The sequence below is a fragment of the Colwellia sp. Bg11-28 genome, from assembly GCF_002836245.1.
Classification (GTDB): domain Bacteria; phylum Pseudomonadota; class Gammaproteobacteria; order Enterobacterales; family Alteromonadaceae; genus Colwellia; species Colwellia psychrerythraea_A.
In genome coordinates this window covers 1,718,457-1,745,328 of sequence record NZ_PJBA01000006.1, presented here as the reverse complement: position 1 = coordinate 1,745,328, position 26,872 = coordinate 1,718,457, and the positions used below count along the sequence as shown (strand labels likewise).

The following is a 26,872-nucleotide window of genomic DNA, read 5'->3' as shown; positions in this document are numbered from 1 at the left end:
CGAGTTTGTTTGTCTTTACTCATGCCTTATACACCATCTTGGTCATTTTCTTCAACTGTACTGGCTTCTTTTAGTTTTTTCTTCGCTTTAGCTTTAGCAATGGCAGCTGCAATTTTTGCTTTTTTATCGATTGCGGCAACAGGCTTACTTTCACTTTCAGCAGTATTCTCTTGTTCAATTTTTTCTGGCTTTGAGGGTTTACTATCTGTTTTTATTGAGTTGTCCGTAGAAGTAAGAACGCTTGTTTCGTTAACTTCTACTTTCTTTTCGATAATAGTCTCTACGTTAGCTTTTGCTATCGCTTTATTTTTTGCCTTAGCAATGGCGGCAGCTATTTTAGTTTTTTTATCATCCGAACCTGCTGTCTGTTCAGGTGAACTATTTTTGGTATCTTTTTCTAAGTCAGTAACCTCAGCAGCTTTACTGAGTTTTTTTGCCTTGGCCTTAGCAATGGCGGCAGCTATTTTTGTTTTTTTATCATCAGTGCTTACTGTCTTTTCAGGTGAAGTATCTTCAGTCATTTTTTCTGAGTCAGAAGCATCAGCAGATTTATTGAGCTTCTTAGCCTTGGCCTTAGCAATAGCGGCTGCTATTTTTGCTTTTTTATCATCAGTGCCAACTTGCTCAGTTGAAGCAGGCTTTTCTTCTACTGCACTATCTACAATACTATCACTACCTGACTGTTTCTGAGTGGCTTCTTCTTTAAGCTTCTTCTTAGCTTTAGCTCTGGCAATAGCAGCGGCGACTTGAGATTTTTGATCATCAGCGGAATCTGCAGGCAAATCCTTTTGTGAGTCAGATGTGCTTACTTGGCTTTGATCTTTTGAGGCTTTCTTCGCTTTCACACGCGCTAGTGCTGCAGCAACCGCAGATTTAGCTCCGGTGGCTTCTGGTGTTGCTTTGTTCATAGCTGCTTTACGTGCAGCGGCTGCTTTTTTATGTTTTTCTTGTCGAGCTACTTTTTCTTTTTCTAAGCGTAATTTACGTGCTTCAAAACGAATCTTAGCTTTTTCTGCTTTTAAGTCTAATTGTTGCTGCTCACGTATTTCAGCTTTAGCAATACGATAGTAATGCACCAGAGGAATTTGACTTGGACAAACATAGGCGCAGGCACCACAATCGATACAATCACGTAAATTAAGTTTCTCTAATTGTGAATAATCTTTAGCTTTTGCGCTCCATTGCAACTCTTGCGGAAGTAATTGGCTTGGACATACATCGCTACATTGACCACAACGAATACATTCAACCTCGTTACTTTCCTTTTCAAAAGCACTCGGCATTTCTTTTTTGCTGGGTACTAAAATACAGTTACTGGTTTTAACAATAGGGACAAGCTCACTTGATACACTAAAGCCCATCATAGGACCGCCCATGATCACCGGTTGCTTTTGATTCTCAATACCTTCAACACTACATTGCTCAAGCAAGAAATTAATTGGCGTACCAAGTAATGCCCAAACATTTTGCGGTTTATTTAATGCTTGCCCAGTTACCGTAACAACACGACGAATAAGGGGAGTGTCATGCCTAACCGCTTCATTAATAGCAAAACACGTAGCAATGTTTTGCATCACAATGCCATCATGTATGGGCAGTCGACCTGATTTGACCTCTTGACCTGTTAGAATTTGAACCAGTTGCTTTTCACCACCCGTAGGGTACTTTGTAGGCACGATGCAAACTTTGATTTTCTCAATAGCAGCGGTGGCTTTTTGTAGCGCTTTAATAGCCTTGGGTTTGTTGGCTTCTATGCCAATTAAAATAACGGTAGGGGTCAACAGTCTATCAAGAATTTTTATGCCGTCTACAATGGCGTTACTTTGTTCCATCATTAATAAATCATCAGCGGTGATGTAGGGCTCACATTCTGCGCCGTTAATGATAAGAAATTTAATATCGGGCTTGCTGCTTACTTTTATATGGGTAGGAAAACCAGCACCACCCATGCCAGCAATACCAGCATCAGCAATTATTTTAACTATTTCATGGTTAGATAGCTGTTCTAAATCTTCACAAACGTTTCTTTTACGCCAAGTGTCTTCGCCATCTACGTCAAGAAATACGCACAATTGACTTAAGCCAGATGGGTGAGCTATTACCGACATTTTGATTGCACTGATTGTTCCACTAGTAGGTGCGTGAATTGGCACTACCATAGGATTAGTACTTAACGTTAGCGCTTGCCCTTTTAGTACATGTTCACCGATGCTAACGAGTAAATCACCTTCTCGGCCGATATGCTGTTGCAGTGGAATAATTAACTGTTTTGGTAAAGCAAGATGCTTGATTGGCTTATTCGACGTTAGAAACTTTTGTTCAGGGGGATGAATACCACCATGAAAATCCCAAAAATTTCCACGCGTGATACGCTCTATTACTGATTCCACCATATTCTCCTAATCCAGTTGCTTTACTGGAATACTGGTTAAATCCCATTGCCAATTATGAATAGTATCTGGCAATTCACGCATTTCAATACAATCTACAGGGCAGGGAGCAACACATAAGTCACAACCGGTACACTCATCTATGATAATGGTATGCATTTGTTTTGCTGCGCCTATAATGGCGTCAACCGGACAAGCCTGTATACACTTAGTGCAACCGATACAATCTTCTTCAATAACAAAAGCAACTTTAGGTCGGTTACTTTTTGGAGCATCACCGCTAACATGACTATCATCAATAGGTTGAACTTCAACGCCCATTAAGTCTGCTATTTTCTTGATAGTGTCTTCACCACCAGGTGCACATTTATTAATAGCCTCACCATCAGCAACGGCTTGCGCGTATGGCTTACAACCAGGGTAGCCACATTGGCCACATTGAGTTTGAGGAAGTAGTGCATCAAGCTGATCAACTATGGGGTCGGCATCAACTTTAAAACGTACGGAGGCAAAACCTAATAGGGCACCAAAAACGGCAGCAATACTACCTAAAACAAGGATGGCAATAAGGATGTTCATGTTAAATTTTCACCAAACCGGTAAAACCAAGGAATGCTAATGACATTAAACCTGCGGTTATCATTGCAATAGCAGTACCTTTAAAAGGTGCAGGTACATCGGCATTGGCTAACTTTTCACGCATGGCAGAAAACATAATTAATACCAATGAAAAACCTAGCGCAGCACCAAAGCCATAAATAATTGATTCAAAAAAGCCGTGTTGTAACCTTAAATTCAGCAAGGCAACACCCAAGACCGCACAGTTTGTGGTGATCAAGGGTAAGAAAATACCTAATAAGCGATAAAGGCTAGCACTGGTTTTATGAACAACCATTTCAGTAAATTGTACGACGACGGCTATCACCAATATAAAACTCATGGTGGTTAGGTATTCAAGGTTTAGTGGTACAAGCAGATATGTGGTAACTAAATAACTCAGTAGAGAGGCTAAAGTCATGACGAAAACAGTGGCGAATGACATGCCTATAGCTGTTTCAGTACGTGACGAAACACCCATAAAAGGGCATAGGCCAAGAAATTGTACTAAAACAAAGTTGTTTACGAGTACAGTGCCAACGAGAAGTAACAGATAATCAGTCATTTACTTTAAAGGTCATTAGGTTATTTACGATAATTATGCCGCTATTATCCGTGTTTTTAGTTTATATAACAACACACCGGCAGTAAGGGTATTACGCTTTTATTCATTTTCTTTGCTTTGAAATAACAAATGTTACTTCTGTAAAAAAGCCGAATGCTTATGATACATTCGGCTTCAAGCAATACAAAGGGGTAAGACTAATTATAATTGTGCAGGTTTTCCAACATAATAGCCCTGACAACCATCGATAAAGAGTTTTTCTAATGTGTGCTTTTCTTCTTGGCTTTCGACACTTTCAGCTAATACGCTAATGCCAAGTCTGTGAGCTAAATCTACCATTAAGCGTAAGAAATATTGATTGTTCTTATCATCGTCAATATCACGAGTATAAGAACTATCCATTTTAATGTAGTCAGGTGTTAAATCTCTGAAGAACTTAAATGAAGTCAAGCCTACACCAAATCGCTCTACAGTCACTCTTGAGCCTACACGGTGTAGCATGTCAACTAGGCGTTTAGCCGTTTTAATATTTTGTTGAAGACCTAGTTCTGATATTTCAAACACTAATCGAGAGGCTGCACTTGGTTCGCGCAATAACTTACGCTCTAGCCAGATCATAAAGTGCTCATTGTTAATACTCCGAGGACTAATATTAATACCATAGCTACTGTCGAGCATATTTTTGCTGGTTATCTCTTTAATGGCCGTGTCTATGATAAGTCGGTCTACATCGGTTATTTTGTCTAGTTTTTCTGCCATAGCAATAAATGTTGCTGTAGGTAACATGTCATTGTTAGCGTTAAGGAAACGCGCTAATATTTCTCCATAAACGCGAGTATTACGACCACTTGGTTGGATTGGCTGTAATAATAAGCTGATGCGACCAGCAGCTAATACACTATCTATCTCTTGTCGCCAGTTTTGATTGCCATAGTTTGCGCTGCTATCATTTAAAATATCAATATCTTTTTGCGAATACCATGAATTTACTTTTTGTGTTTGAGCAACACTGACTCCGGTATCGGCTAGCGCTAATAATTCACCTAATGGCTTGGATTTATCAAAATAGACTAAGCCTGTGAAGGCCACAGAATCTAATTCATTGACTTGCTGATAGTCATTAAACTTAATTGTTAACTCACTGGCATAGTCTTCAGCTAGCTTTAGCTTCACGTTAGGTAATATAGTGGCAAAATCGGAACTGTTGAGACGAAAAATCTTCCCCGTAGGTCTTGAAATCAAAGCCGTTTTTATTATCTCGGCCACTCTTACAATATAATTGTCACCTGAGCTATAACCGTGGATTTGATTAATGGTCTGTAACTCAGAGCAACGAGTAATTAGAAGAACACCAAAATTAACCGGGCTGTCATTTACAATTTCGTTTTCATAAAATTGGACAAATCGATTTCGATTTTCAATGCCCGTTAAGCTGTCTACATGGGCTTCTATTTCTAGATTGGTTGTATTATTAAATTGCTCTGTCATCATTGTCTTGATTTCGGCAATACCTTCTTCTAAAGCAGGAATCTCAAGTAGTTGTTGATTATCCTGTTCCTTGGTAATGAAATCGGCATTATTAATTTTTGCTAGTTCATTACCAATTTGCTTGCTGATCACACTAAAAATAGTTAATTGTAATTTATAATTCAATCTTGCTGAAATAAAAACAAATATAATTGATAACGCAATAACACCGATAAACAGTTGCGTTAAAAAATTAATTATTCCGATAAAATCTAATTGGTATTGAACTTGTAAATTAAACTCACTTACCGAGACTGTTTTACGTTGTGCTAAAAAAGAATCGAGAGGATGAATATAATTATTTTGATAATTAACGAGTATTAGAGAATCACGTTTAATAATTAAGGTTTGGTAATCGTCGCTGGCCTTTAAAACAGCCGACAACGTAGTAGCGATCTCTTGTGCAGGAATATCATCGGCAACAAATTGTTGACTAATAGTTTGAATGGTTTTTTGTTGCGAAAGCGTTTGCTGATTCACATAAGTGGAAAGCAAGAAAAATGCAATGCCACCTAAAGCGATTATGAAAACTAACGCAAACAATATATTTTTGATAAATAACTTAGAAAACTTATACATAATGAAATTAAATGCTCCGTTAGAAATCTATCGAGGGTAATAGATATACTGTAGAAATCAGTGCTATTTTTTATATGAAATGATAGTCATATTTATAGCTGCATTATAAGGGCAATACTAACATATTGTAAAATATAAATTAATTTTAGCAAATATTTCCTCGATATTGATAAGACAGATTTTGCACAATAATCTACTTTTCTAGTGGATAATGCTTAATCCCTCTTGCGCTTGTTGTCGAGCCACTATATAATTTGCCGCAATAGAGCTTAATAAGATGTCACTGAATAAATTAACATGTTTTATGTTGTTTATATTCTTATTAATATTATTAGTAGTTTAGCTATTAATAACCAGATTAAATCGTTTTTTGTTTAATCTAGGGGGAAAACAGTGAAATAAGCCCCTGATTTGGGGTTTTTTTGTTTTTTTACGCGGATAAATTACGTAATTATAGACAAATACAGTAAAAATCTCGTTGGGCTATGTGCCCTTTTTTTATATCTAAAATTTATACTATGCTGCTTATGTATTTATCATGAGAGCAGAGTAACAGGAGAAAACGCTTGGCTAAATTTGAGCAAAAACTAACTGACTTATTAAGACCTGCAGTTGAAGAAACTGGTAAAACTTTGCATGGCATTGAATATATCAGTGCAGGCAACAACTCAGTTTTACGTTTGTTTATTGACCATGAAAATGGCATTAATGTTGACGATTGTGCGGAAGTAAGCCGTCAAGTTGGTGCAATATTAGATGTAGAAGATCCTATTAGTAGTGAATACAGCTTAGAAGTTTCATCACCAGGTGTTGATCGACCATTATTTGAATTAGCACATTTTCAAGAAGTCATTGGTGAAACTATTAATGTAAAAATTTCGATGCCTTTAAATGGTCGTCGAAAGTTCAAAGGGCCATTAGTTGCCATTGAAAACGATACCTTAATAGTAGAAGTTGATAGCATCGATTACGAATTAGCTATCAGCAACGTAGATAAAGCGAATCTTGTCGCAAAGTTTTAAACCTTGAATAGATCAAAAACAGTTAACATAAATTAAAGGCTAAGTAGCATGAGTAAGGAAATATTACTGGTTGTTGATGCGGTTTCTAATGAAAAAGCATTACCACGAGAAAGCATTTTTGAAGCAATGGAAACTGCTTTAGAAACAGCTACCAAGAAAAAATACGAAGGAGACATCATTGTACGTGTCAGCATTGACCGTATAAGTGGTGAATTTGATACTTTTCGTCGTTGGTTGATCATTGAAGATGGCGAACCGATGGAAAACCCATACGCAGAAATTGGTTTAGCAGCAGCGCAATATGATGCTCCTGAATTGAACGTAGGCGATTATTCTGAAGATCAAATTGAGTCAGTTAAATTTGACCGTGTAACTACGCAAACAGCTAAACAAGTTATCGTTCAAAAGATACGTGAAGCTGAACGTGCTTTAGTGACTGAAGCTTATCAAGAGCACTTAGGTGAGATTGTTACCGGTGTTGTTAAAAAAGCAAGTCGTGAGAGTGTTATTGTTGATTTAGGTAATAATGCTGAAGCCGTTATTTACCGTGATGACATGTTACCACGCGAAACATTTCGTCCGGGTGACCGTGTACGTGGTTTGTTGTATGAAATCAAACCAGAAGCACGTGGCGCGCAATTATTTTTAAGCCGTACTAAACCTGAAATGCTCATTGAGCTTTTCCGTGTTGAAGTGCCTGAAATTGGCGAAGAGATGTTAGAAATTAAGGGCGCAGCTCGTGACCCTGGTTCTCGCGCTAAAATTGCCGTTAAAAGTAATGATAAGCGTATAGACCCTGTTGGTGCTTGCGTTGGTATGCGTGGTTCACGTGTACAAGCTGTTTCTGGCGAGTTAGGTGGAGAGCGTGTTGATATCGTATTATATGATGACAACGTTGCTCAATATGTAATTAACGCTATGTCACCTGCTGAAGTCGCTTCAATTATTGTTGATGAAGACAAAGGCACTATGGATATTGCCGTTGAAGAAGCTAATTTAGCTATGGCGATTGGCCGTAGTGGTCAAAACATTCGTTTAGCTAGCCAGTTAACTGGTTGGGAACTCAATGTAATGACTGTTGCTGACATGAAAGAGAAGCATCAGGCAGAAAACGATAAAGTATTAAACTTGTTTATTGATAAGTTAGATCTTGATGAAGATTTTGCCACATTACTAGCAGAAGAAGGCTTCACTTCATTAGAAGAGATTGCTTATGTTCCTACCGCTGAAATGCTAGATATTGATGGTCTTGATGAAGAGATCATTGAAGCGCTTCGTGAACGTGCTAAAGAAGCATTAACGACACAAGCGTTAGCTAGCGAAGAAACTTTAGAGGGGTCTGAGCCAGCTCAAGACTTACTTGACCTTGACGGTTTAGAGCGTCATTTAGCATTTGTTTTAGCAAGTCGTGGTGTTCGCACACTCGAAGACTTAGCTGAACAGGGTATCGATGAAATAAGCGATATTGAAGAATTAGATGAAACCAAAGCGGGCGAGCTAATCATGGCTGCGCGTAACATTTGTTGGTTTAACGAAGAATAATAACACCGGAGAATAATATAGATGGCAGATATAACTGTAGCAGAACTTGCCAAAGAAATCGGAACACCGGTGGATCGCTTAGTCACTCAATTAGCTGACTCAGGCGTGAATAAATCGGCTACCGATGCTATTTCGCAAGATGAAAAAGAAGCCTTATTAGGCCACCTTAAAAAACAACATGGTGATGAGTCGGAAGCAAAACCGAACAAACTCACTTTAAACCGTAAAACTAAGTCTACTTTGACCATGGGTCACGGAAGTAAAGCTAAGTCGGTTAATGTTGAAGTTCGCAAAAAACGTACTTACGTGAAGCGTAGTGAAGTTGAAGATGAAAAATTAGCTGAAGAAGCAGCGAAAGCTGAAGCTGAAGCAGCCATTTTAGCTGAAGCAGATGCCAAAGCGAAAGCAGAAGCAGCAGCGAAAGAAGCCGAAAATGAGAAAGGCGTTGCAGCAGCTAAAGCTGAAGTTGAAGCTGAGCGTAAAGCTGAAGCTAAAATTGAAGCAGCAGCTAAAGCAAAAATTGCGGCTGTAGAAAAAGCTAAAAATGTTGAACAAGCACCAGAAAAGGTAGCTGAGACAGAAGAAGCTAAAAAACTTCGTTTAGCACAAGAAAAAGAAACGCTAGCGAAAGTTGAAGCAGAAGCGGCAGCAGCGGCCGAAGCAGCTAAAAAGCTTGCTGAAGAAAATGAAGGTCGTTGGAAAGAACAAGAAGCTGAACGTAAAGCAAAAGAAAAAGAAGTTGTACATTTAACGTCTTCTGTCTACGCACAAGAAGCGGAAGATAAAAGTGACTCTGCTGATGAAAGTGGCCGTCGACGTAAGAAGAAAAAAGCGCCAGATCGTAATGCTCGTGGTCGTAATAGTGGCCGTGGTAAAGGTAAAACTTTGTCTTCACCACAAAGTTTAAAACATGGTTTTACAAAACCTGTTGAAACTAAATTACAAGATATTCGTATCGGTGAAACAATTTCTGTTGCTGAATTAGCAAATAAAATGTCTAAGAAAGGCGCTGAAGTTGTTAAAGCAATGTTCAAATTGGGTGCTATGGCAACCATTAACCAAGTAATTGACCAAGAAACTGCAGCACTTGTTGCTGAAGATATGGGTTTCGAAGTTGTACTTGTTAAAGAAAATGCTTTAGAAGAAGCAGTACTTGCTGACCGTAATGATACTGGTGAAGAGATTACTCGTGCACCTGTTGTTACTATTATGGGTCATGTTGATCATGGTAAAACATCACTACTTGATCACATTCGTGAAGCAAAAGTAGCTGACGGCGAAGCGGGTGGTATTACTCAGCATATTGGTGCTTATCACGTAGAAACTGGTCATGGTATGATCACTTTCTTGGATACTCCAGGTCATGCTGCCTTTACTGCTATGCGTTCTCGTGGTGCAAAAGCGACAGATATCGTAGTGATTGTTGTTGCTGCAGATGATGGTGTTATGCCACAGACAATTGAAGCAATTCAACATGCTCAAGCTTCTGAAGCGCCTATTATCATTGCCGTTAACAAAATGGATAAAGAGTCTGCTGATCCAGATCGTGTTAAAAGTGAATTATCACAACACGGCGTTCTTTCAGAAGAGTGGGGCGGTGAGGTTCAATTCTGTCATGTATCAGCTAAGACTGGTCTAGGTATTGACGAATTACTTGATTCTATATTGTTACAATCTGAAGTATTAGAGCTAACTGCTGTTGTAGATAAAATGGCAAATGGTGTTGTGGTTGAATCTAAATTAGATAAAGGCCGTGGCCCAGTAGCAACTGTATTGGTACAAGAAGGTACATTGAAGCAAGGTGATATTGTACTTTGTGGTTTAGAATATGGCCGTGTTCGTGCAATGCGCGATGAAAATGGCAAAACTATTCAATCAGCAGGTCCATCTATCCCAGTTGAAATTATCGGATTAAGTGGTGTTCCAATTTCAGGTGATGAAGCGACTGTTGTAAAAGATGAAAAGAAAGCGCGCGAAGTTGCTTTGTTCCGTCAAGGTAAATTCCGCGATGTGAAACTTGCTCGTCAACAGAAAGCTAAACTTGAAAATATGTTTGCTAGTATGGCTGAAGGCGATATTTCAGAAGTTAATGTTGTCATTAAGTCAGATGTTCAAGGTTCACTTGAAGCAATCAGTGATTCACTTCTTAAGTTATCTACTGACGAAGTTAAAGTTAAAATCATCGGTTCTGGCGTAGGTGCTATCACTGAAACAGATGCTACATTAGCTGCTGCATCTAATGCTATTGTTGTTGGTTTCAACGTTCGTGCCGATGCTTCTGCGCGTAAAGTGATTGAATCAGAAAACATCGATTTACGTTACTACAGTGTTATCTACGCATTAATCGAAGAAGTTAAGCAAGCGATGAGCGGCATGTTAGCGCCAGAGTTCAAGCAAGAAATCATTGGTCTAGCACAAGTACGTGACGTGTTTAAATCGCCTAAAATCGGTGCTATTGCCGGTTGTATGGTTACTGAAGGTGTTATTAAACGTAGCGCTCCAATTCGTGTATTACGTGAAAACGTTGTTATATACGAAGGTGAACTTGAATCATTACGTCGCTTTAAAGATGACGTACAAGAAGTTCGTAACGGTACTGAGTGTGGTATCGGTGTTAAGAACTACAATGATGTACGTGTTGGTGATCAAATTGAAGTCTTTGAAACCATCGAAATTAAGCGTTCGTTATAACTAGTATCTCATTGCTAGTAGGCACAATTATTGCGTTGGAAGTACTTATTGACATGCGTCAACTTCGTGCTTCCGCCTTATATTTGAACCAACTAGATTCGAGCTAATAGTAAACTATTTTTCAAAAGGGGCTTATGCCCCTTTTGTGTTAATTATTGATAATTGAAAGCTGTTAGTAATAACAGTTTCATAGGAGTATACGATGGCTAGAGAATATGCCCGTACTGACCGTGTTGGTCAGCAAATCCAAAAAGAAATCGCGACTATTTTAATGCGCGAAATTAAAGATCCTCGTTTAAGTATGACGACTGTTTCAGCTGTCGAAGTTACTCGTGATTTAGCTTACGCTAAAATATTTGTTACTTTTTTTAATGATAATCAAGATGAAATAAAAGCCTCGTTAGAAGTATTAGCTGAAGCTGAAGGTTATATTCGTTCATTGTTAGGTAAACGTCTACGTGCTCGTATTATGCCGCATCTTCGCTTTGTTTATGATAGTTCAATGAGTGAAGGTGTTCGCATGAGCGCCTTAGTTGACCAAGCTGTCGCTAGTGATAAAAATGGCGACGCAGAAGTTGATGATACTCAGGTTGACGATGAACCAAGTGTTGATAGTGAGAAAGGCGAATAAGTAATGGCAAAACGTAGAAAAGGCCGTCAGGTCAATGGTGTTTTGTTATTAGATAAGCCCCATGGACTGTCATCAAACCATGCTTTACAAACAGTTAAGCGAATTTACTTTGCCCAGAAAGCAGGTCATACGGGTGCATTAGACCCATTAGCAACGGGTATGTTACCAATTTGTCTAGGTGAGGGAACTAAGTTCTCACAGTACTTACTTGATACAGATAAAACCTATCAAGTAACCGCCAAGCTGGGTATTCGTACTACGACAAGTGATGCTGGTGGTGAAGTTGTCAGTGAAAAAACAGTTGACGTTTCAAGTGAGCAGTTAGCGAAAGCTTTAGACAGTTTTCGTGGTACAACTAAACAAGTTCCGTCTATGTATTCTGCACTAAAACATCAAGGTCAGCCTTTATATAAATATGCTAGAGAAGGTATTGAAGTACCGCGCGAAGCACGTGATATCACGGTATTTAATCTTGAGTTATTACGTTTTGAACATGATGAAGTTGAACTAAATATTCATGTTTCTAAAGGGACTTATATCCGAACTATCGTTGATGATTTAGGGGAATTATTAGGTTGTGGTGCTCATGTGGCTCACCTTAGACGTTCTGCTGTAGGTAATTATCCAGTAGAAAAAATGATAACACTGCCTGAGCTTGAAGCCTTACTTGAACAAGCTAATGCGGATGAAATAACGCCCTCGGATGTTCTTGACCCATTGTTGTTGCCTATGAATAGTGCTGTCGATGGTATGCATTGTGTCTATGTTGATGATATGTCAGCCAATTTCCTACGTCACGGTAACCCAGTACAAGCTTATAACCAGCCTGAAGCAGGCAGTGTTCAAGTGTACCTTGGCGAAGATGAAAATGATGCTGACGCTGAATTTATTGGCGTAGGTTTTATCAATGATGATGGTTTAGTTGCACCTAAACGTATCGTTGTTCTAGAACAGTACTAGCGAGTTAGATTGTTATATCGCCATCGTAACTGAAGATCCAGAATTCAGTTGGAACGGTTATTAGGGGGCAGGTGAATTAATAAAGCTCTGGATTGAACTAATCACTTGCTTTTTAGTTATTGGCTGCTAGAATACGCGCTCTTTCGTCATCAAGGCTAAATTAGTGTTTGGCTTGATGCGTATTTTAATCACTCTTAACTCAATTAATATTGAGGGTAGGGTTAACACACTAAGGATTTTATAATGTCTTTAAATGCTACAGAAAAAGCTGCAATCGTTGCAGAATATGCTCAATCAGAAGGTGATACTGGTTCTCCAGAAGTTCAAGTTGCTTTGTTAACTACACAAATCAACCACTTACAAGGTCACTTTAAAGCGCACATCCATGATCACCATTCACGTCGTGGTTTATTACGCATGGTTGCACAACGTCGTAAATTACTTGATTACTTAAAAGGTAAAAACGTTGACCGTTACGGCGCGTTAATCGGTAAATTAGGTCTACGTCGTTAATAGCAATTTGCTAACGGCTGTAACTTAAACGACTAAAAGGAGCCAATTGGCTCCTTTTTTGTTTTCTGCGGTTTACACTTTTACGAATAGTTACTAAAAGGGTGCATAAATTTGTGCTTTAAAGTAATAATTGCCCTTAGAAGCTAGCATTCACACGCTCAGTTAGTATAATGACCGTGAAAATTTACATGTACTGATTTTTGAATAAATTAAAAACGGTATGTATATCTTTTCAAACACAAACCAATCCAAACTGTATAATTTTTTGTTCCACTTAGTTGGGCATGCTATTCGTAGCTTTGACCAAGATACTCAGTGAATAAATAATTGTACAGATTGGTAAATATTATTAATAAAGACAAATTTAAGGAAATTAATTAGATGTTAAATCCAATTACTAAAAAATTTCAACTTGGTAAACATACAGTAACACTTGAAACAGGTGCAATTGCACGTCAAGCATCAGCTGCAGTTATGGCAAGCATGGACGATACCTGTGTACTTGTTTCAGTTGTAGGTAAAAAAGAAGCGAAACCAGGACAAGATTTCTTCCCATTAACAGTGAACTACCAAGAGCGTGCTTACGCTGCTGGTAAAATCCCTGGAAGTTTCTTTAAACGTGAAGGCCGTCCTTCAGAAGAAGAAACACTAATTGCACGTCTAATTGACCGTCCAATTCGTCCATTATTCCCAGAAGGTTTCACTAACGAAGTACAAGTTATTATCACTGTTGTTTCAGTTAACCCTGAAATTGCACCTGATATTATTTCTTTAATTGGTACTTCTGCAGCATTAGCTATTTCAGGTCTTCCATTTAGTGGTCCTGTTGGCGCAGCACGCGTTGGTTATACTGACGGTCAATACATTCTTAACCCGCTTCAATCTGAATTACCAACAAGTCAATTAGACCTAGTTGTATCAGGTACTGATTCAGCGGTATTAATGGTTGAATCTGAAGCTGACGTATTGTCTGAAGAAGTAATGCTTGGTGCTGTTGTATATGGCCATGAGCAAATGCAAGTAGCTGTTTCAGCAATCAAAGAATTTAAAGCAGAAGTTAACACTCCTTCATGGGATTGGGTTGCTCCTGTTAAAAATGCTGAATTATTAGCTAAAATTGCTGAACTTAGTGAAGCACAAGTTAACGAAGCATACCAAATTACTGAAAAAGCTGTTCGTTACGAGAAAATTAAAGAAATCCGTAGCTCAGTACTTGAAGCGTTATTAGCAGAAAATGCTGATGTTGACGTTCAAGAAGCTAAAGATTTGTTCCATGATTTAGAAAAAACTGTGGTACGTGGCCGTATTACTGATGGCAACCCTCGTATCGATGGTCGTGATCCTGAATCAATTCGTGCTTTAGACGTGATGACAGGTGTATTACCAAGAACTCATGGTTCTGCAGTATTTACACGTGGTGAAACTCAAGCATTAGTTACAGCTACGCTTGGTACTCAACGTGATGCACAACGTCTTGATACGTTAATGGGTGATAAGACTGACCCATTCATGCTTCATTACAACTTCCCTCCTTATTGTGTAGGTGAGACTGGATTTGTTGGTAGCCCGAAGCGTCGTGAAATTGGCCATGGCCGTTTAGCGAAACGTGGTATGTTGGCAGTTATGCCTTCACTTGAAGAATTCCCGTATGCAGTACGTGTTGTTTCTGAAATCACTGAATCAAATGGTTCATCTTCAATGGCTTCAGTATGTGGTACTTCATTAGCACTTATGGATGCTGGTGTTCCAATTAAAGCATCTGTTGCTGGTATCGCAATGGGTCTTGTTAAAGAAGGCGAAAAATTCGTTGTTCTTTCTGACATCTTAGGTGATGAAGATCACTTAGGTGACATGGACTTTAAAGTAGCGGGTACCACTGGTGGTATTACTGCACTTCAAATGGACATTAAAATTGAAGGTATTACTCAAGAAATTATGCAGATTGCTTTAAACCAAGCAAAAGCTGCACGTACTCACATTTTATCTGTAATGGATGAAGCTATTGGTGGACACAGAGATGATATCTCTGAATTCGCTCCTCGCATTCATACAATGAAAGTTAGCCAAGATAAGATTCGTGACATCATTGGTAAAGGCGGCGCAACTATTCGTCAACTTACTGAAGAAACGGGTACTACTATTGAAATCGAAGATGACGGCACAGTTAAAATTGCTGCAACTTCTGGTGAGCAAGCTGAAGATGCAATCAACCGCATTAAAGCACTAACTGCTGAAATTGAAGTAGGTACACTTTACACAGGTAAAGTTGTTCGTATCGTTGATTTTGGTGCGTTCGTTAATGTTCTTCCAGGTAAAGATGGTTTAGTACATATTTCACAAATCTCTGAAGAGCGCGTTAATAACGTAAGTGAAGTATTAACTGAAGGTCAAGAAGTGAAAGTTAAAGTACTTGAAGTTGACCGTCAAGGCCGTGTACGTTTAAGTATCAAAGAAGCTATGGAAAAACCAGCTGCAGAAGCAACACCAGCTGCTGAGTAATTATGTAAAGTAATAGTTTAGTAAAAAACTTTTACATTTCATTAAGTAAAAAGGAGCCACATGGCTCCTTTTTTGTTTATAATGAAATGATTCCAGTTGTTAGTTATTTATTTATAAGGCATTTTTGTGCATTCTTTTATCAAAACAATTATTCTAATTTTACTCTTAAGTAGTACGCTGTTGACACAAGGCTGTGCTTCAAGTCAGGGGGAGAATAACAATAATATTTCTTCATCAATAATGAATAATATTGTAATTGCTGAACCCCTTAGTATTAACTATAAGAGTGAAATCGCGATTGCACGTTTAACTGAAGTGATAAATAGAGCGAAAATATCTGACGTTCAAAGAGCACAGTTATTTTATGACCGTGGTGTTTTATACGACAGTGTTGGTTTACGATCATTAGCAAGATTTGACTTTTCTCATGCATTGCAATTAAAACCCGACTTAATTGATGCTTATAATTTTTTAGGTATTCATTACACACAATTGCAAGAGTTTGCTCAAGCCTATGAGAAATTTGATTCGGCATTAGATCTAGCACCTGATCATGAGTATGCGTATCTTAATAGAGGTATAGCGCTTTATTATGGCTCTAGACCTGAACTTGCCAGTATTGACTTTAAAGCCTTTCATCAAAAGCAGCAAGATGATCCATACCGCTTGTTGTGGTTGTATTTAACTGAGTATGAGGTAGATCCACTTGCGGCAAAATACTCGTTGAAACAACGTTCAGAATTAGTTGATGAACGTACTTGGGCTAAACAGGTTGTTTACCTGTATCTAGGCGAAATTTCACAAGGAGATTTTGTTAAAAACTTAACAAAAGATATAAGATCAAATAAAGAGCTGACCGAACGTTTATGCGAAGCCTATTTCTATTTAGGTAAATATAACCAAACCTTAGGTTATCGTGGAAGTGCAGCTAATTACTTTAAGCTGGCATTAAGTACTAATGTTTACGAATTTGTTGAGCATAGATACGCGAAGCTTGAACTAGATTTAATGCGCACTAAAAAAGTCGCTGAAAGTCAGCCTTAACAATCTAGCCTGATTAACTCAGGCTAAATTATTTAGCTACCAAAATGCATATTAGTAAAACTTTCCTTTTAATATTAGTAATGAGCTTGACGATGTCTTTGTCATCAAGCTCATTTTTTTTGTCTTCGTATTTAACTGAGCAGTTGTCGAGTAATCATTATCGAATAGGCCAAATAACTTATGCCCTTAAACATAATCACATTACCGCGTTAACCATTGAAGAACGTAAAACTGAGCTAGGCAGTACTCATTGGCTTACCCTTAATCGAGAGTTAGCAAAAAATAAAAAAATAGCAGCATTAAAGCTTGGTAACTGGTATCAACAAGCAGCAAAGCAAAAATCAAATACGAAATCGATTAGTAAAGCTATTATGTGGTTTGAACAAGCTATTCGCTTAGGCTCAAAACAAGCAATTTTTAACCTAACACAACTGTATTATCGACAAGGGAAAACTGTAACAGCAGAAATGACATTAAGAGCTTTACCTGATGTATTACCCGATAATGAGTTAGCCGTCGCCGTGCTTTTGTTACGGATTACTATGGCTATTGAATTAGGGGATGTTACACGGGTTAAATCGTTATTAAAATCTGATTTATTGAAGTTATATGGTAATGCTCAAACTAAGCGTTTATTAACTGATATAGATAGATATTCAGTAATAGATGACAGTTCAGTATTAACAAGTACGACTAAAAATAAAATTGATCTGAATATAGAAAATTCAAAAAATTGCATTACTAGTTTACAACTTTTTGCTACTAGCCTAAGTCATTTAAAGCACCTTGAAATGCTGATTAAAGGTTTTAAAGAACAGCAAAAATTAGCAGAATATATATGTCTTCCGACACCCCGATATATTAGTATCAAAAATCTTGATTGTGAGGCCCAAGCCCAACACGCTATCTCCTGTGATGAATTACGCTGGGAAAGTGTGGCGAAAGAAGTTAATACTCGACATATCGGGTTAATGTTAAAAGATGGAGGGGCTAACGTACACTTAGGTATATTATATTTTGATGTTAACGATAATACTGATGTATTTAGCCATGAAGTAAGCCACTTGCTCGGATTTGTTGATGAATACCCTTTAATTAAAGGTCACGCTAAATGCCAAGGAATACAGCAAAAACCTTTTGCGCATAATATGGCGGTATTAAACAGGTATTATCATGGTGAACAGCAAGAATTAAGAGCAAGTATATTAATAAATATTCCATGGGCTCACAGCATTAACGCTAGCACGCCTATTTTGGAAGAAATACGAACTGGTTCAAGTAAAAAGCAACATTGGCGTTTAGGTACACCGAAAGGTTATGCCAATCAAATAGGTGTTCATATTTCTGAAAGTTGTCAGAAATCTGCTTCAATCGAAAGCTTACTCGATAACTCAATCGCTAATTTCGCATCAAGTAATATCGAGTCAGCTTACGCTTCTTTTAAGCCATTAAGTAGACATACCCAACTGAGATATTTTAACGATGATTTTCCTGAAGAATACCTTGGTCTACTAAATACCAAGCCATACGATTTTTTGATGCCAAGTTTTCATTACAACATAGCGTTGGCTTTATATAAACAAGGTCAACTTGCTAGTGTAAAATATTGGGTCGAGCAAGCGGCAAAATGGGAAGACGACCCGGTTAGAAAAGTCTATATATTGGAGGGAGCGTTTTAAGTATTAGTATCAAGACAATTTGACACTATCGGTGCTTCTTTATTACCACAACTTTATTAGCCTGATTTCCCTTATCTATAACAGCAATAACTTTACTTTCGGAATGATCGTTCTGTGTGTATGGCATTCTTTTTTTACGGGTAACATCTAAATAGATTAAAGAGTTTTTCTTAGCTTCTTTTTTAAGTTTAGCTTCAGTTATTGGCCAATGGGTAAAATTTTCTGTATACCGGATTTCTTGAGCTGCTCTTTTACATTTTTGTCTGAGGTTATAGTTTAAATTTGCGTTTATTTCTTGATCGTATTTGGTCTTTTCTTGTTTGGGCGTTATAGTTTTATTTGAATTTAAAAATTTTTTGAGACTGGCTTTGAGTTGGTAAAAGTAGGCGAAGAAACTCATTTTAGAAACCCTTCATAGAGGACACCCTATTAGTTATAGTCTAAATTCAACCCTTTACCCAGCACAGTTCAGGTTTATTTTTCCTCTCTAAGTCAGGGGATATAATTACTCTTAAACTAAGTGCTTAAATTCCTGAGGGAAATTGAGTTATAATATCCGTGTATTTATTAACTTACTTTTCAGCAGCTTCACGCTTAGCATGAGCCTTTTATGAACATTTTTTCACCCCACTTATTTCGTCAACAATTTCCGCTGATAGAAAGTCATGATCAATCATTAATTGAAAAAGATGATTTAATGCCATCTTTGATTTACTTCGATAATGCGGCGACTACGCAAAAACCAAGACAAGTAATCGATTGTCAGCAACATTATTACCGTAATTTTAATGCTAATGTTCACAGAGCTTCTCATCAGCTAAGTAGCAAAGCAACGTTTGCTTTTGAAAAAGCCCGTAGCTTGGTTCAAGGATTCATCGGGGCTAAAAGTGTTAAAGAAGTTATCTGGACGAAAGGTGCAACTGAAAGCATAAATGTCGTCGTACAAAGTTTAGCGAGAAATATTTTAATACCTGGAGACGAGATAGCTATTTGCGTTAGCGAACATCACGCAAACATTGTACCTTGGCAAATTGTTGCAGAACAAACAGGCGCTGTAATCAAAGTCATACCTATCAATGAATCTGGATATATCGATGTTGATGAAATAGATAATATTATCAGTGATAAAACCAAATTTGTAGCCTGCGCCCATATCTCTAATGTGTTGGGGCGAATAAATCCTATTGAACAAGTGATAGTTAAAGCAAAATCTGTTGGCGCCATTACTGTGATAGATGGTACCCAGGCTGTGGCTCATTTTTCTGTAAACGTACAGTCACTCGATTGTGATTTCTATGTTTTCTCAGCGCATAAAATGTACGGTCCAACAGGTATTGGTGTACTTTATGGTAAAAAGAAGCACCTAGAAAGCATGGCTCCCTATCAAGGGGGAGGGGAAATGATTAAAACGGTGAGTTTTACTCAAGGAACAACATTTAACTCATTGCCCTTTAAGTTTGAAGCGGGCACTCCAAATATTGCAGGTGTCATTGCTTTTGCTGAGAGTATTAAGTTTCTTGGCCCTTTGTTAACTGATGTTAGTAATAGCTATGGCTTATTTGAACAAAAGCTGGTTAATTATTGTTATCAAGCGTTAGATAAAATTGCGCAAGTTAACTTTATAGTTGAAGGGACCCCTGATATTGGCGTTATCGCTTTTACCTTAACAGGGCACCATAATCATGATATCGCCATGTCTCTCGATACGCATGGTATTGCTATTCGCTCAGGCCACCATTGTGCAATGCCGTTAATGGCTTATTTGAAAATTGATGGTTGCTTAAGAGTCTCACTCGCTCCCTACAATACTGTCACAGAAATTGACTATTTCATTGATTGTTTAAAAAACATATTATTGGAAGAAACTATCGAACAATCAAACTCACGAGTGAAAGAAGATGTATTACTAGACTCACCCGTGAAAGAGATAGATGAAATTATTACTCTTTTTTCAAGAACAAAAGGCTGGGATACCCGACATAGAGAAATTATGTTGCTAGGTAAAAATCTTCCACGTTTAGATAAAGCATCACGTGATGACAATACATTGATAGCAGGTTGTGAAAGCCTTGCTTGGATTAAAGCTGAACACAGCGCTCAAGGTTTGTATTCGTTTACTGCAGATAGTGATGCAAAAATAATTCGTGGTTTATTAGTGATTGTACTCGCTGCTTTTAATCATCAAACGGCGCAACAAATACACCAATTTAATATTAATGATTATTTTGAAAAATTAGGTTTAATGCAACACTTAAGCCCTTCACGCGGTAATGGTGTATTGGCTATCGTTGAAAAAATTAAAGCAATGGCACAGCAATAAGTAAACAGTGTAGATACCTGTTTACATATTGAGTCTTTTTAATGTTATTTTTGATGTTTTATTAATAGTTTGTCAATGGCTCTACCCACGGCAAAAAAAGCAAAGGTGGCTGTGACATGGGTTGTTGCACCAAAACCACTTTGGCAATCTAAACGCGTAGCACCTTGCTCGCCATTACTCTTATCAGGTTTAGCCAAGCAAACTTCACCTTGTTTACCATCAGCAGGGTAGCGTAATTGTTCTGTTGAATATACGGCATCGATTGAGAACTTTCGTTTACCTGCTGTTTTAAGATCAGCACGCGGAAAGTTAAACTCTCGACGTAGCTGATTTTTTACTTTAGCAAGTAACGGGTCTTGATAAGTCTTGCTCAAGTCTGTGATTTCAATTTTGCTTGGATCCACCTGTCCACCGGCACCACCAATGGTGATAATCGGTAATTTACTACCTCTGCAATAAGCAATAAGGCGTGTTTTAATGTCTACAGAATCAATGGCATCAATGACATAATCAAAATCTTTGGTAATTAAACTAGAGAGATTTTCTACCGTTACAAAGTCTTCAATGATATTAATTTGGCACTCAGGGTTGATTTGTTTGATGCGCTCAGCCATAACATCAACTTTACTTTGTCCAACAGTGTCAGTTAATGCATGGATCTGACGATTAATATTCGTGGTGCATATATCATCTAAATCTATTAAGGTTATTTTTCCAATACCATTGCGGGCTAGGGCTTCAGCTACCCAAGATCCAACACCACCAATGCCAATAACACAAAAATTTGCTTGTTGTAAAACATTCGCGCCATGTTCGCCATATAAACGGCTAATGCCACCAAAACGTAAAGAATAGTCAGACATAATGAATTTAAAGAGTCTTATTGAGTAATTAAGAAGGGGAAAGTCGTTATTATAACGCCTAGTTCCTGTGAGTTAAATATAATTCTATATCAAAAATTGAACGACAATCTATCGTGATGAGGGTATTTAAAAGTGATTAAAGTATTTCTTATGTGAATAACAACTATAGGCAAGTAATATGGTGATTGGTTGTTTTTCTCGATAAAAAAGCACAAAAAAGGCAGCGAAAGCTGCCTTTTTTATCAATTCATTGATGCTTAAATAAGCATTAAATCATTATCTTTTATTTAATGGTACGAATTCACGGTTAATTTCACCCGTGTATTTCTGACGAGGACGACCGATTTTTTGACCCGGCTGAGACAACATTTCATCCCAGTGAGCAATCCAACCTACCGTTCTAGACATAGCAAAAATCACGGTAAACATACTTGAAGGAATGCCGATTGCTTTTAAGATGATACCTGAGTAAAAATCAACATTCGGGTAAAGTTTTTTCTCAATAAAGTATGGGTCTTCAAGAGCAACTTTTTCTAATGCCATAGCGACATCAAGTAAAGGATCGCTGATACCAAGTTCATTTAATACTTCATGACAAGTTTCACGCATGACTGTTGCACGAGGATCGAAGTTTTTATAAACACGATGACCAAAGCCCATTAAACGGAATGGGTCATTTTTATCTTTAGCTTTAGCTACATATTCAGCAACGTTTTCTAAGCTACCAATTTGTTCAAGCATAGTAAGACATGCTTCATTAGCGCCGCCATGTGCTGGGCCCCATAAAGATGCAACACCAGCTGCTATACAAGCATAAGGGTTAGCACCAGAAGAACCGGCTAAACGAACAGTAGAAGTTGAAGCATTTTGTTCATGATCAGCATGTAAAGTAAAGATTCTGTCCATAGCATTAGCTACAGTAGGGCTTACTATATATTCTTCAGCAGGTACTGAGAACATCATGTGAAGGAAGTTTTCAGCGTAAGAAAGCTCATTGCGTGGGTAAACAAATGGTTGACCAACACTATATTTATAAGCCATTGCAGCGATAGTAGGCATTTTAGCAATCAATCTATGAGCACTACGTTTACGCTGTGCAGGGTCAGTGATATCTAAGTCACTGTGATAGAAAGATGACATTGCACCAACAACACCACAAAGCATAGCCATTGGATGTGCATCAGGTAAGAAACCATGGAAGAAATGAACTAACTTCTCATGTACCATGGTATGTGTAGTGATGATTGACTTAAATTCTTCATACTCTGATTGAGTTGGCGCATCGCCATTCAATAAGATATAACAAACTTCAAGGTAATCAGCTTGTTTAGCTAAGCTATCAATAGGGTAACCGCGGTGTTGTAGAACACCTTTGCCGCCATCAATGTAGGTAATAGATGATTCACAAGAACCCGTTGCTAAAAAGCCCGGATCGTAGGTGAAATAGCCATGGCTACCTAAAGTTCTAATATCAATTACGTCAGTACCTGCAGTACCTTTTAAAACTGGAAATTCACCAATTTCTTTGCCATCAATACTCAGAGTGGCTTTTGATTCAGCCATAATGTTTTATCCCCTATCAATTATAATTTATGTACATTTACTGACATTCTACTAAGTTGTTTAATACAAAGATTAAAAAGCTAAGTGAATAAATCGTCAGTTTTTGTGACTTTTCTGGGTTTTTTAAACTGCCGACATTCTACCCTGAAATGAATTTAAAATGTAAGAGTAATTATACTAAAGTTTAATGCAACGCAAATTACTGTTCAAAAAACGCCCCATATGTAACTTAGGATACGGTAAAATTGTAATTCGATCTTATCAACTATATAATCGCTGCGTTCTGTAGCTTTTTATGAAGTTACCTACTTTTTTTGCTTTTGTATTTGCTTTTGTAAAATTGAATAATATTACAAAACCTAGCTAGAATCGCATAATGAAGTTAGTTAGACTTATGTCCGAATTGGTACATGAGTTTGTAAAGTTGTAAAAGTTACCGTTCACTTTCGGGAATTGCTTTTGTTTATATTGATTTTTAAGTTTCAATTAAGATTTTAAGTCAGCTAAGTAAAGGCAGTTCATGAGTAACAATAATAAAAGTTGAAGGCTTTCGAGCTCTTTAGGCAACAATTGTGAAAAAACAACGTCCTGTAAACCTAGATTTAACTACGATAAAAATGCATCCAGCAGCTAATGCTTCAATTTTACACCGTGTATCTGGTGTAATTATGGTTTTTGCTATTGGTATTTTATTGTTTACCCTTTCAACCTCTCTTTCTTCTGCTGAAGGATTTGCCCAAATTCAAGGTTACCTTGATGGCTTTTTCTTTAAATTCATTATTTTCGGCTGTCTTTCTGCCTTGACCTTTCATGTTTTAGCGGGTGTTCGTCACTTGCTAATGGATCTAGGCCATTTTGAAGAACTAGCTTCAGGTAATGCCACTGCCAAATTAATCATGGTTATTTGGTTAGCAGTATCAGCAGTTATAGGAGTTTGGTTATGGTAAACGTCGTCACATCAGCGGGCCGAAATGGCGTGCATGATTTCATTCTTTTAAGAGCTAGTGCAATTATTCTTGTACTATATACTTTACTTCTCGCAGGTTTCTTCGTAGTAACACCTAGTGTTACTTATGATGTATGGCAAGGTTTCTTTGCTTGTATGAGTGTTAAAGTAGCAACAGTAATGGCGTTATTAGCATTACTTGTTCACGCTAAAATTGGCGTATGGCAAGTTCTTTCTGATTATGTAAAACCTGCGTTCCTACGCGGTGCATTACAATTTATTTTTTCTGTTACTTTATTAGCCTACTTAATGTTTGGCTCTTTAACTGTGTGGGGTGTATAAGTGAGCGTTCCAATTCGTGAATTTGACGCCATTGTTATTGGCGCAGGCGGTGCAGGTATGCGCGCTGCATTAGCAATTTCAGAATCAGGCAAATCTTGTGCCTTGATTTCTAAAGTATTTCCAACTCGATCTCATACTGTATCGGCTCAAGGTGGTATTACCGTAGCTTTAGGTAATGCCCATGAAGATCACTGGGAACAACACATGTACGATACCGTTAAAGGTAGCGATTATATCGGTGACCAAGACGCCATCGAATATATGTGTAAAACAGGCCCAGAGTCTATTATAGAATTAGAGAAAATGGGTTTACCGTTTTCTCGTACGGAAGAAGGTAAAATTTACCAACGTCCATTTGGTGGCCAGTCTAAAAACTTTGGTGGCGAACAAGCCGCTCGTACTGCTGCCGCAGCTGACCGTACAGGTCATGCACTACTTCATTGTTTATATCAACAAAACGTTAAAAACAAAACGAATGTTTACTCAGAATGGTATGCATTAGATTTGGTTAAAAACAGTGATGGTGCTGTCGTTGGTACAACTGCTATTTGCATTGAAACTGGCGAAATTGTTTACTTTAAAGCACGTGCTACTGTACTTGCTACTGGTGGTGCTGGTCGTATATTTGCTTCTACAACCAATGCTCACATCAACACCGGTGATGGTGTTGGTATGTCTCTTCGTGCTGGCATTCAAATGCAAGACATGGAAATGTGGCAATTCCATCCAACCGGTATAGCTGGTGCGGGTGTACTTGTTACTGAAGGTTGTCGTGGAGAAGGTGGTTACCTTCTGAATAAAGACGGCGAACGCTTCATGGAACGTTATGCACCAAATGCTAAAGATTTAGCAGGGCGTGATGTTGTTGCTCGTTCAATGATGACAGAGATTCGTGAAGGTCGTGGTTGTGACGGTCCTTGGGGTCCACATATTAAGTTGAAGCTTGATCATCTAGGCCGTGAAACGTTATATAAACGTTTACCTGGTGTTTGTGATTTATCTAAAACTTTTGCTCATGTTGATCCAGCAGAAGAGCCTATTCCAGTTATACCTACATGTCACTACCAAATGGGTGGTGTACCTTGTAATGTTAATGGTCAAGCCCTTAATATTGGCAGTGATGGTAAAGAAACTATCGTTGAAGGTTTATTCGCTGTTGGTGAAATCGCTTGTGTATCTGTACATGGTGCAAACCGCTTAGGCGGTAACTCACTACTTGATTTAGTAGTATTTGGTCGTGCAGCAGGTAACTTCTTAGGTACTTACTTAAACGAAACACAAACTGCTACAGAAGCATCTGAATCTGATCTAGAAGCAGCGCTTGCACGTACTAATCGTTGGGAATCTTCTACTAAAGGTGAAGACCCTGTACAAATCCGTAAAGATTTACAGATGTGTATGCAAATGAACTTCTCAGTATTCCGTGAAGGCGAAGCCATGGCGCAAGGCATGAAAGAGCTTACTGAAATACGTGAACGTTTAAGTGATGCTCGTTTAGATGATAAGTCATCAGAATTCAACACCCAACGTATTGAGTGTTTAGAATTAGATAACTTAATGGAAACAGCTTTTTGTTCTGCAAAAGCAGCAAACTTCCGAACAGAATCTCGTGGTGCTCATGCACGTCAAGATTTCACTGAACGTGATGACGTAAATTGGTTATGTCACTCAGTCTACACACCAGAGACTGAAGAAATGACCAAACGTGATGTTAATATGAAACCCGTTCACCGCGAAGCTTTCCCTCCGAAAGCACGTGTATATTAAGGAGCATTGTAATGAAACAGTTATTTTCGATTTACCGTTACAACCCTGATGTTGATAATGCGCCATACATGAAAGACTATGAGTTAGAAGTTCCAGAAGGTTCTGACTTAATGGTACTTGACGCTCTGATTCTTTTAAAAGAAACAGATTCAAGCTTATCTTTCCGTCGCTCGTGTCGTGAAGGTGTTTGTGGCTCTGATGGCTTGAACATGAATGGTAAAAATGGCTTAGCTTGTATTACGCCTTTATCAGAATTGAAAGCCGATAAGATCATTTTACGTCCATTACCAGGTTTACCGGTAGTACGTGATTTAATTATTGATATGACTCAATTTTATCAGCAATATGAAAAAATTAAGCCATACCTAATTAATGATGCACAACCAGCAGCGCGTGAAAACATACAGACGATTGAAGAACGTGATAAATTAGACGGCCTTTACGAATGTATTTTATGTGCATGTTGTTCAACATCATGTCCATCTTTTTGGTGGAATCCTGATAAGTTCATCGGCCCAGCAGGTTTATTACATGCGTATCGATTCTTAATCGATAGCCGTGATACTGCAACCGAAGAACGTTTAGATGGTTTACAAGATGCCTACAGCGTATTTCGTTGTCATGGCATCATGAACTGTGTTGATGTTTGTCCAAAAGGACTAAACCCAACAAAAGCGATTGGTCATATCAAATCAATGTTATTAAACCGAGCGGTTTAATAAATACCAAACCTAGCTAAACAGAATTTAACTACTGCTTTAGTCTAGGTTTATTTAATTGGTTTTTATGACAGAATAAGCAGAGTAGTTTCTTTATTGAGCGTTTTAATAGT

At 38.0% G+C, this 26,872-nt stretch carries 21 protein-coding genes; 14 read left to right on the top strand and 7 right to left on the bottom strand.

Annotated elements, in window-relative coordinates; translation table 11 throughout:
• Window positions 1-26: 26 nt before the first annotated feature.
• The 4 genes from rsxC to CXF79_RS14810 all read right to left on the bottom strand — a co-directional run bounded on the left by rsxC (window position 27) and on the right by CXF79_RS14810 (window position 5,658).
• On the bottom strand, window positions 27-2,393 hold the full coding sequence (rsxC, locus tag CXF79_RS14825) for an electron transport complex subunit RsxC (RefSeq protein WP_101155842.1): 2,367 nt from the start codon (window positions 2,391-2,393) through the stop codon (window positions 27-29).
• A 6-nt stretch (window positions 2,394-2,399) separates the two neighbouring features.
• Window positions 2,400-2,969: an electron transport complex subunit RsxB gene (gene rsxB, locus CXF79_RS14820; RefSeq protein ID WP_011043017.1), complete on the bottom strand. Its 570-nt coding sequence runs from the start codon at window positions 2,967-2,969 to the stop codon at window positions 2,400-2,402.
• Window position 2,970: 1 nt separating this feature from the next.
• Entirely contained in the window at window positions 2,971-3,552 is a 582-nt protein-coding gene (gene rsxA / locus CXF79_RS14815; protein ID WP_011043018.1) for an electron transport complex subunit RsxA, read from the bottom strand.
• A 201-nt stretch (window positions 3,553-3,753) separates the two neighbouring features.
• Window positions 3,754-5,658: an EAL domain-containing protein gene (locus tag CXF79_RS14810; protein ID WP_101155840.1), complete on the bottom strand. Its 1,905-nt coding sequence runs from the start codon at window positions 5,656-5,658 to the stop codon at window positions 3,754-3,756.
• 566 nt (window positions 5,659-6,224) lie between these two features.
• Between CXF79_RS14810 and rimP the strand changes: the two genes are divergently transcribed.
• From rimP to CXF79_RS14765, 9 genes are all read left to right on the top strand, one after another.
• On the top strand, window positions 6,225-6,680 hold the full coding sequence (gene rimP / locus CXF79_RS14805; protein ID WP_101155838.1) for a ribosome maturation factor RimP: 456 nt from the start codon (window positions 6,225-6,227) through the stop codon (window positions 6,678-6,680).
• Between the two features lie 48 nt (window positions 6,681-6,728).
• A complete protein-coding gene (gene nusA / locus CXF79_RS14800) occupies window positions 6,729-8,222 on the top strand; it encodes a transcription termination factor NusA (RefSeq protein WP_011043021.1) in 1,494 nt (497 codons plus the stop codon).
• Window positions 8,223-8,243: 21 nt separating this feature from the next.
• Complete coding sequence (gene infB / locus CXF79_RS14795; RefSeq protein WP_011043022.1) at window positions 8,244-10,913, top strand: translation initiation factor IF-2; 2,670 nt, start codon at window positions 8,244-8,246, stop codon at window positions 10,911-10,913.
• A 202-nt stretch (window positions 10,914-11,115) separates the two neighbouring features.
• On the top strand, window positions 11,116-11,544 hold the full coding sequence (rbfA, locus tag CXF79_RS14790) for a 30S ribosome-binding factor RbfA (RefSeq protein ID WP_011043023.1): 429 nt from the start codon (window positions 11,116-11,118) through the stop codon (window positions 11,542-11,544).
• 3 nt (window positions 11,545-11,547) lie between these two features.
• On the top strand, window positions 11,548-12,504 hold the full coding sequence (gene truB, locus CXF79_RS14785; protein ID WP_011043024.1) for a tRNA pseudouridine(55) synthase TruB: 957 nt from the start codon (window positions 11,548-11,550) through the stop codon (window positions 12,502-12,504).
• A 243-nt stretch (window positions 12,505-12,747) separates the two neighbouring features.
• Window positions 12,748-13,017, top strand: coding sequence for a 30S ribosomal protein S15 (gene rpsO, locus CXF79_RS14780; protein WP_011043025.1), 270 nt, complete (start codon window positions 12,748-12,750; stop codon window positions 13,015-13,017).
• Window positions 13,018-13,398: 381 nt separating this feature from the next.
• The gene (gene pnp, locus CXF79_RS14775; protein WP_011043026.1) at window positions 13,399-15,516 is read left to right on the top strand and encodes a polyribonucleotide nucleotidyltransferase; all 2,118 of its coding nucleotides are present in this window, start codon (window positions 13,399-13,401) and stop codon (window positions 15,514-15,516) included.
• A 126-nt stretch (window positions 15,517-15,642) separates the two neighbouring features.
• The gene (gene nlpI, locus CXF79_RS14770) at window positions 15,643-16,560 is read left to right on the top strand and encodes a lipoprotein NlpI (RefSeq protein WP_041736888.1); all 918 of its coding nucleotides are present in this window, start codon (window positions 15,643-15,645) and stop codon (window positions 16,558-16,560) included.
• Between the two features lie 92 nt (window positions 16,561-16,652).
• Window positions 16,653-18,239, top strand: a complete 1,587-nt coding sequence (locus CXF79_RS14765; RefSeq protein WP_101155836.1) for a hypothetical protein — start codon at window positions 16,653-16,655, stop codon at window positions 18,237-18,239.
• Window positions 18,240-18,264: 25 nt separating this feature from the next.
• On the opposite strand, the gene CXF79_RS14760 is transcribed toward CXF79_RS14765, so the two are convergent.
• The gene (locus CXF79_RS14760; protein ID WP_011043029.1) at window positions 18,265-18,639 is read right to left on the bottom strand and encodes a hypothetical protein; all 375 of its coding nucleotides are present in this window, start codon (window positions 18,637-18,639) and stop codon (window positions 18,265-18,267) included.
• Between the two features lie 210 nt (window positions 18,640-18,849).
• Here CXF79_RS14760 and CXF79_RS14755 point away from each other — a divergent pair, with 210 nt between their 5' ends.
• Window positions 18,850-20,559 (top strand): SufS family cysteine desulfurase, encoded by a 1,710-nt coding sequence (locus CXF79_RS14755; protein WP_101155834.1) that lies wholly within the window; start codon window positions 18,850-18,852, stop codon window positions 20,557-20,559.
• A gap of 44 nt (window positions 20,560-20,603) precedes the next feature.
• Here the strand turns inward: CXF79_RS14755 and tcdA are convergent, their stop codons facing one another.
• Together tcdA and CXF79_RS14745 are read right to left on the bottom strand one after the other, a co-directional pair.
• The gene (tcdA, locus tag CXF79_RS14750) at window positions 20,604-21,422 is read right to left on the bottom strand and encodes a tRNA cyclic N6-threonylcarbamoyladenosine(37) synthase TcdA (RefSeq protein WP_101155832.1); all 819 of its coding nucleotides are present in this window, start codon (window positions 21,420-21,422) and stop codon (window positions 20,604-20,606) included.
• Window positions 21,423-21,698: 276 nt separating this feature from the next.
• Entirely contained in the window at window positions 21,699-22,985 is a 1,287-nt protein-coding gene (locus CXF79_RS14745; RefSeq protein WP_011043033.1) for a citrate synthase, read from the bottom strand.
• 572 nt (window positions 22,986-23,557) lie between these two features.
• Between CXF79_RS14745 and sdhC the strand changes: the two genes are divergently transcribed.
• The 4 genes from sdhC to CXF79_RS14725 are packed head-to-tail and all read left to right on the top strand — an operon-like array spanning window position 23,558 to window position 26,759.
• Window positions 23,558-23,932, top strand: a complete 375-nt coding sequence (gene sdhC / locus CXF79_RS14740) for a succinate dehydrogenase, cytochrome b556 subunit (RefSeq protein WP_011043034.1) — start codon at window positions 23,558-23,560, stop codon at window positions 23,930-23,932.
• Window positions 23,926-24,273: a succinate dehydrogenase, hydrophobic membrane anchor protein gene (gene sdhD, locus CXF79_RS14735; RefSeq protein WP_011043035.1), complete on the top strand. Its 348-nt coding sequence runs from the start codon at window positions 23,926-23,928 to the stop codon at window positions 24,271-24,273. Before sdhC ends, sdhD begins: the two co-directional genes overlap by 7 nt.
• Window positions 24,274-26,040: a succinate dehydrogenase flavoprotein subunit gene (gene sdhA / locus CXF79_RS14730; protein WP_011043036.1), complete on the top strand. Its 1,767-nt coding sequence runs from the start codon at window positions 24,274-24,276 to the stop codon at window positions 26,038-26,040.
• A gap of 11 nt (window positions 26,041-26,051) precedes the next feature.
• Window positions 26,052-26,759 (top strand): succinate dehydrogenase iron-sulfur subunit, encoded by a 708-nt coding sequence (locus CXF79_RS14725; protein WP_011043037.1) that lies wholly within the window; start codon window positions 26,052-26,054, stop codon window positions 26,757-26,759.
• Window positions 26,760-26,872 lie beyond the last annotated feature (113 nt).

Excerpts from the sequence above, each read along its gene's own strand:
- rsxC (WP_101155842.1), bottom strand. The coding sequence starts at position 2,393 with ATGGTGGAATCAGTAATAGAGCGTATCACGCGTGGAAATTTTTGGGAT.
- rsxB (WP_011043017.1), bottom strand. The coding sequence starts at position 2,969 with ATGAACATCCTTATTGCCATCCTTGTTTTAGGTAGTATTGCTGCCGTT.
- rsxA (WP_011043018.1), bottom strand. The coding sequence starts at position 3,552 with ATGACTGATTATCTGTTACTTCTCGTTGGCACTGTACTCGTAAACAAC.
- CXF79_RS14810 (WP_101155840.1), bottom strand. The coding sequence starts at position 5,658 with ATGTATAAGTTTTCTAAGTTATTTATCAAAAATATATTGTTTGCGTTA.
- nusA (WP_011043021.1), top strand. The coding sequence starts at position 6,729 with ATGAGTAAGGAAATATTACTGGTTGTTGATGCGGTTTCTAATGAAAAA.
- infB (WP_011043022.1), top strand. The coding sequence starts at position 8,244 with ATGGCAGATATAACTGTAGCAGAACTTGCCAAAGAAATCGGAACACCG.
- rbfA (WP_011043023.1), top strand. The coding sequence starts at position 11,116 with ATGGCTAGAGAATATGCCCGTACTGACCGTGTTGGTCAGCAAATCCAA.
- truB (WP_011043024.1), top strand. The coding sequence starts at position 11,548 with ATGGCAAAACGTAGAAAAGGCCGTCAGGTCAATGGTGTTTTGTTATTA.
- rpsO (WP_011043025.1), top strand. The coding sequence starts at position 12,748 with ATGTCTTTAAATGCTACAGAAAAAGCTGCAATCGTTGCAGAATATGCT.
- pnp (WP_011043026.1), top strand. The coding sequence starts at position 13,399 with ATGTTAAATCCAATTACTAAAAAATTTCAACTTGGTAAACATACAGTA.
- CXF79_RS14765 (WP_101155836.1), top strand. The coding sequence starts at position 16,653 with ATGTCTTTGTCATCAAGCTCATTTTTTTTGTCTTCGTATTTAACTGAG.
- CXF79_RS14760 (WP_011043029.1), bottom strand. The coding sequence starts at position 18,639 with ATGAGTTTCTTCGCCTACTTTTACCAACTCAAAGCCAGTCTCAAAAAA.
- CXF79_RS14755 (WP_101155834.1), top strand. The coding sequence starts at position 18,850 with ATGAACATTTTTTCACCCCACTTATTTCGTCAACAATTTCCGCTGATA.
- tcdA (WP_101155832.1), bottom strand. The coding sequence starts at position 21,422 with ATGTCTGACTATTCTTTACGTTTTGGTGGCATTAGCCGTTTATATGGC.
- CXF79_RS14745 (WP_011043033.1), bottom strand. The coding sequence starts at position 22,985 with ATGGCTGAATCAAAAGCCACTCTGAGTATTGATGGCAAAGAAATTGGT.
- sdhD (WP_011043035.1), top strand. The coding sequence starts at position 23,926 with ATGGTAAACGTCGTCACATCAGCGGGCCGAAATGGCGTGCATGATTTC.
- CXF79_RS14725 (WP_011043037.1), top strand. The coding sequence starts at position 26,052 with ATGAAACAGTTATTTTCGATTTACCGTTACAACCCTGATGTTGATAAT.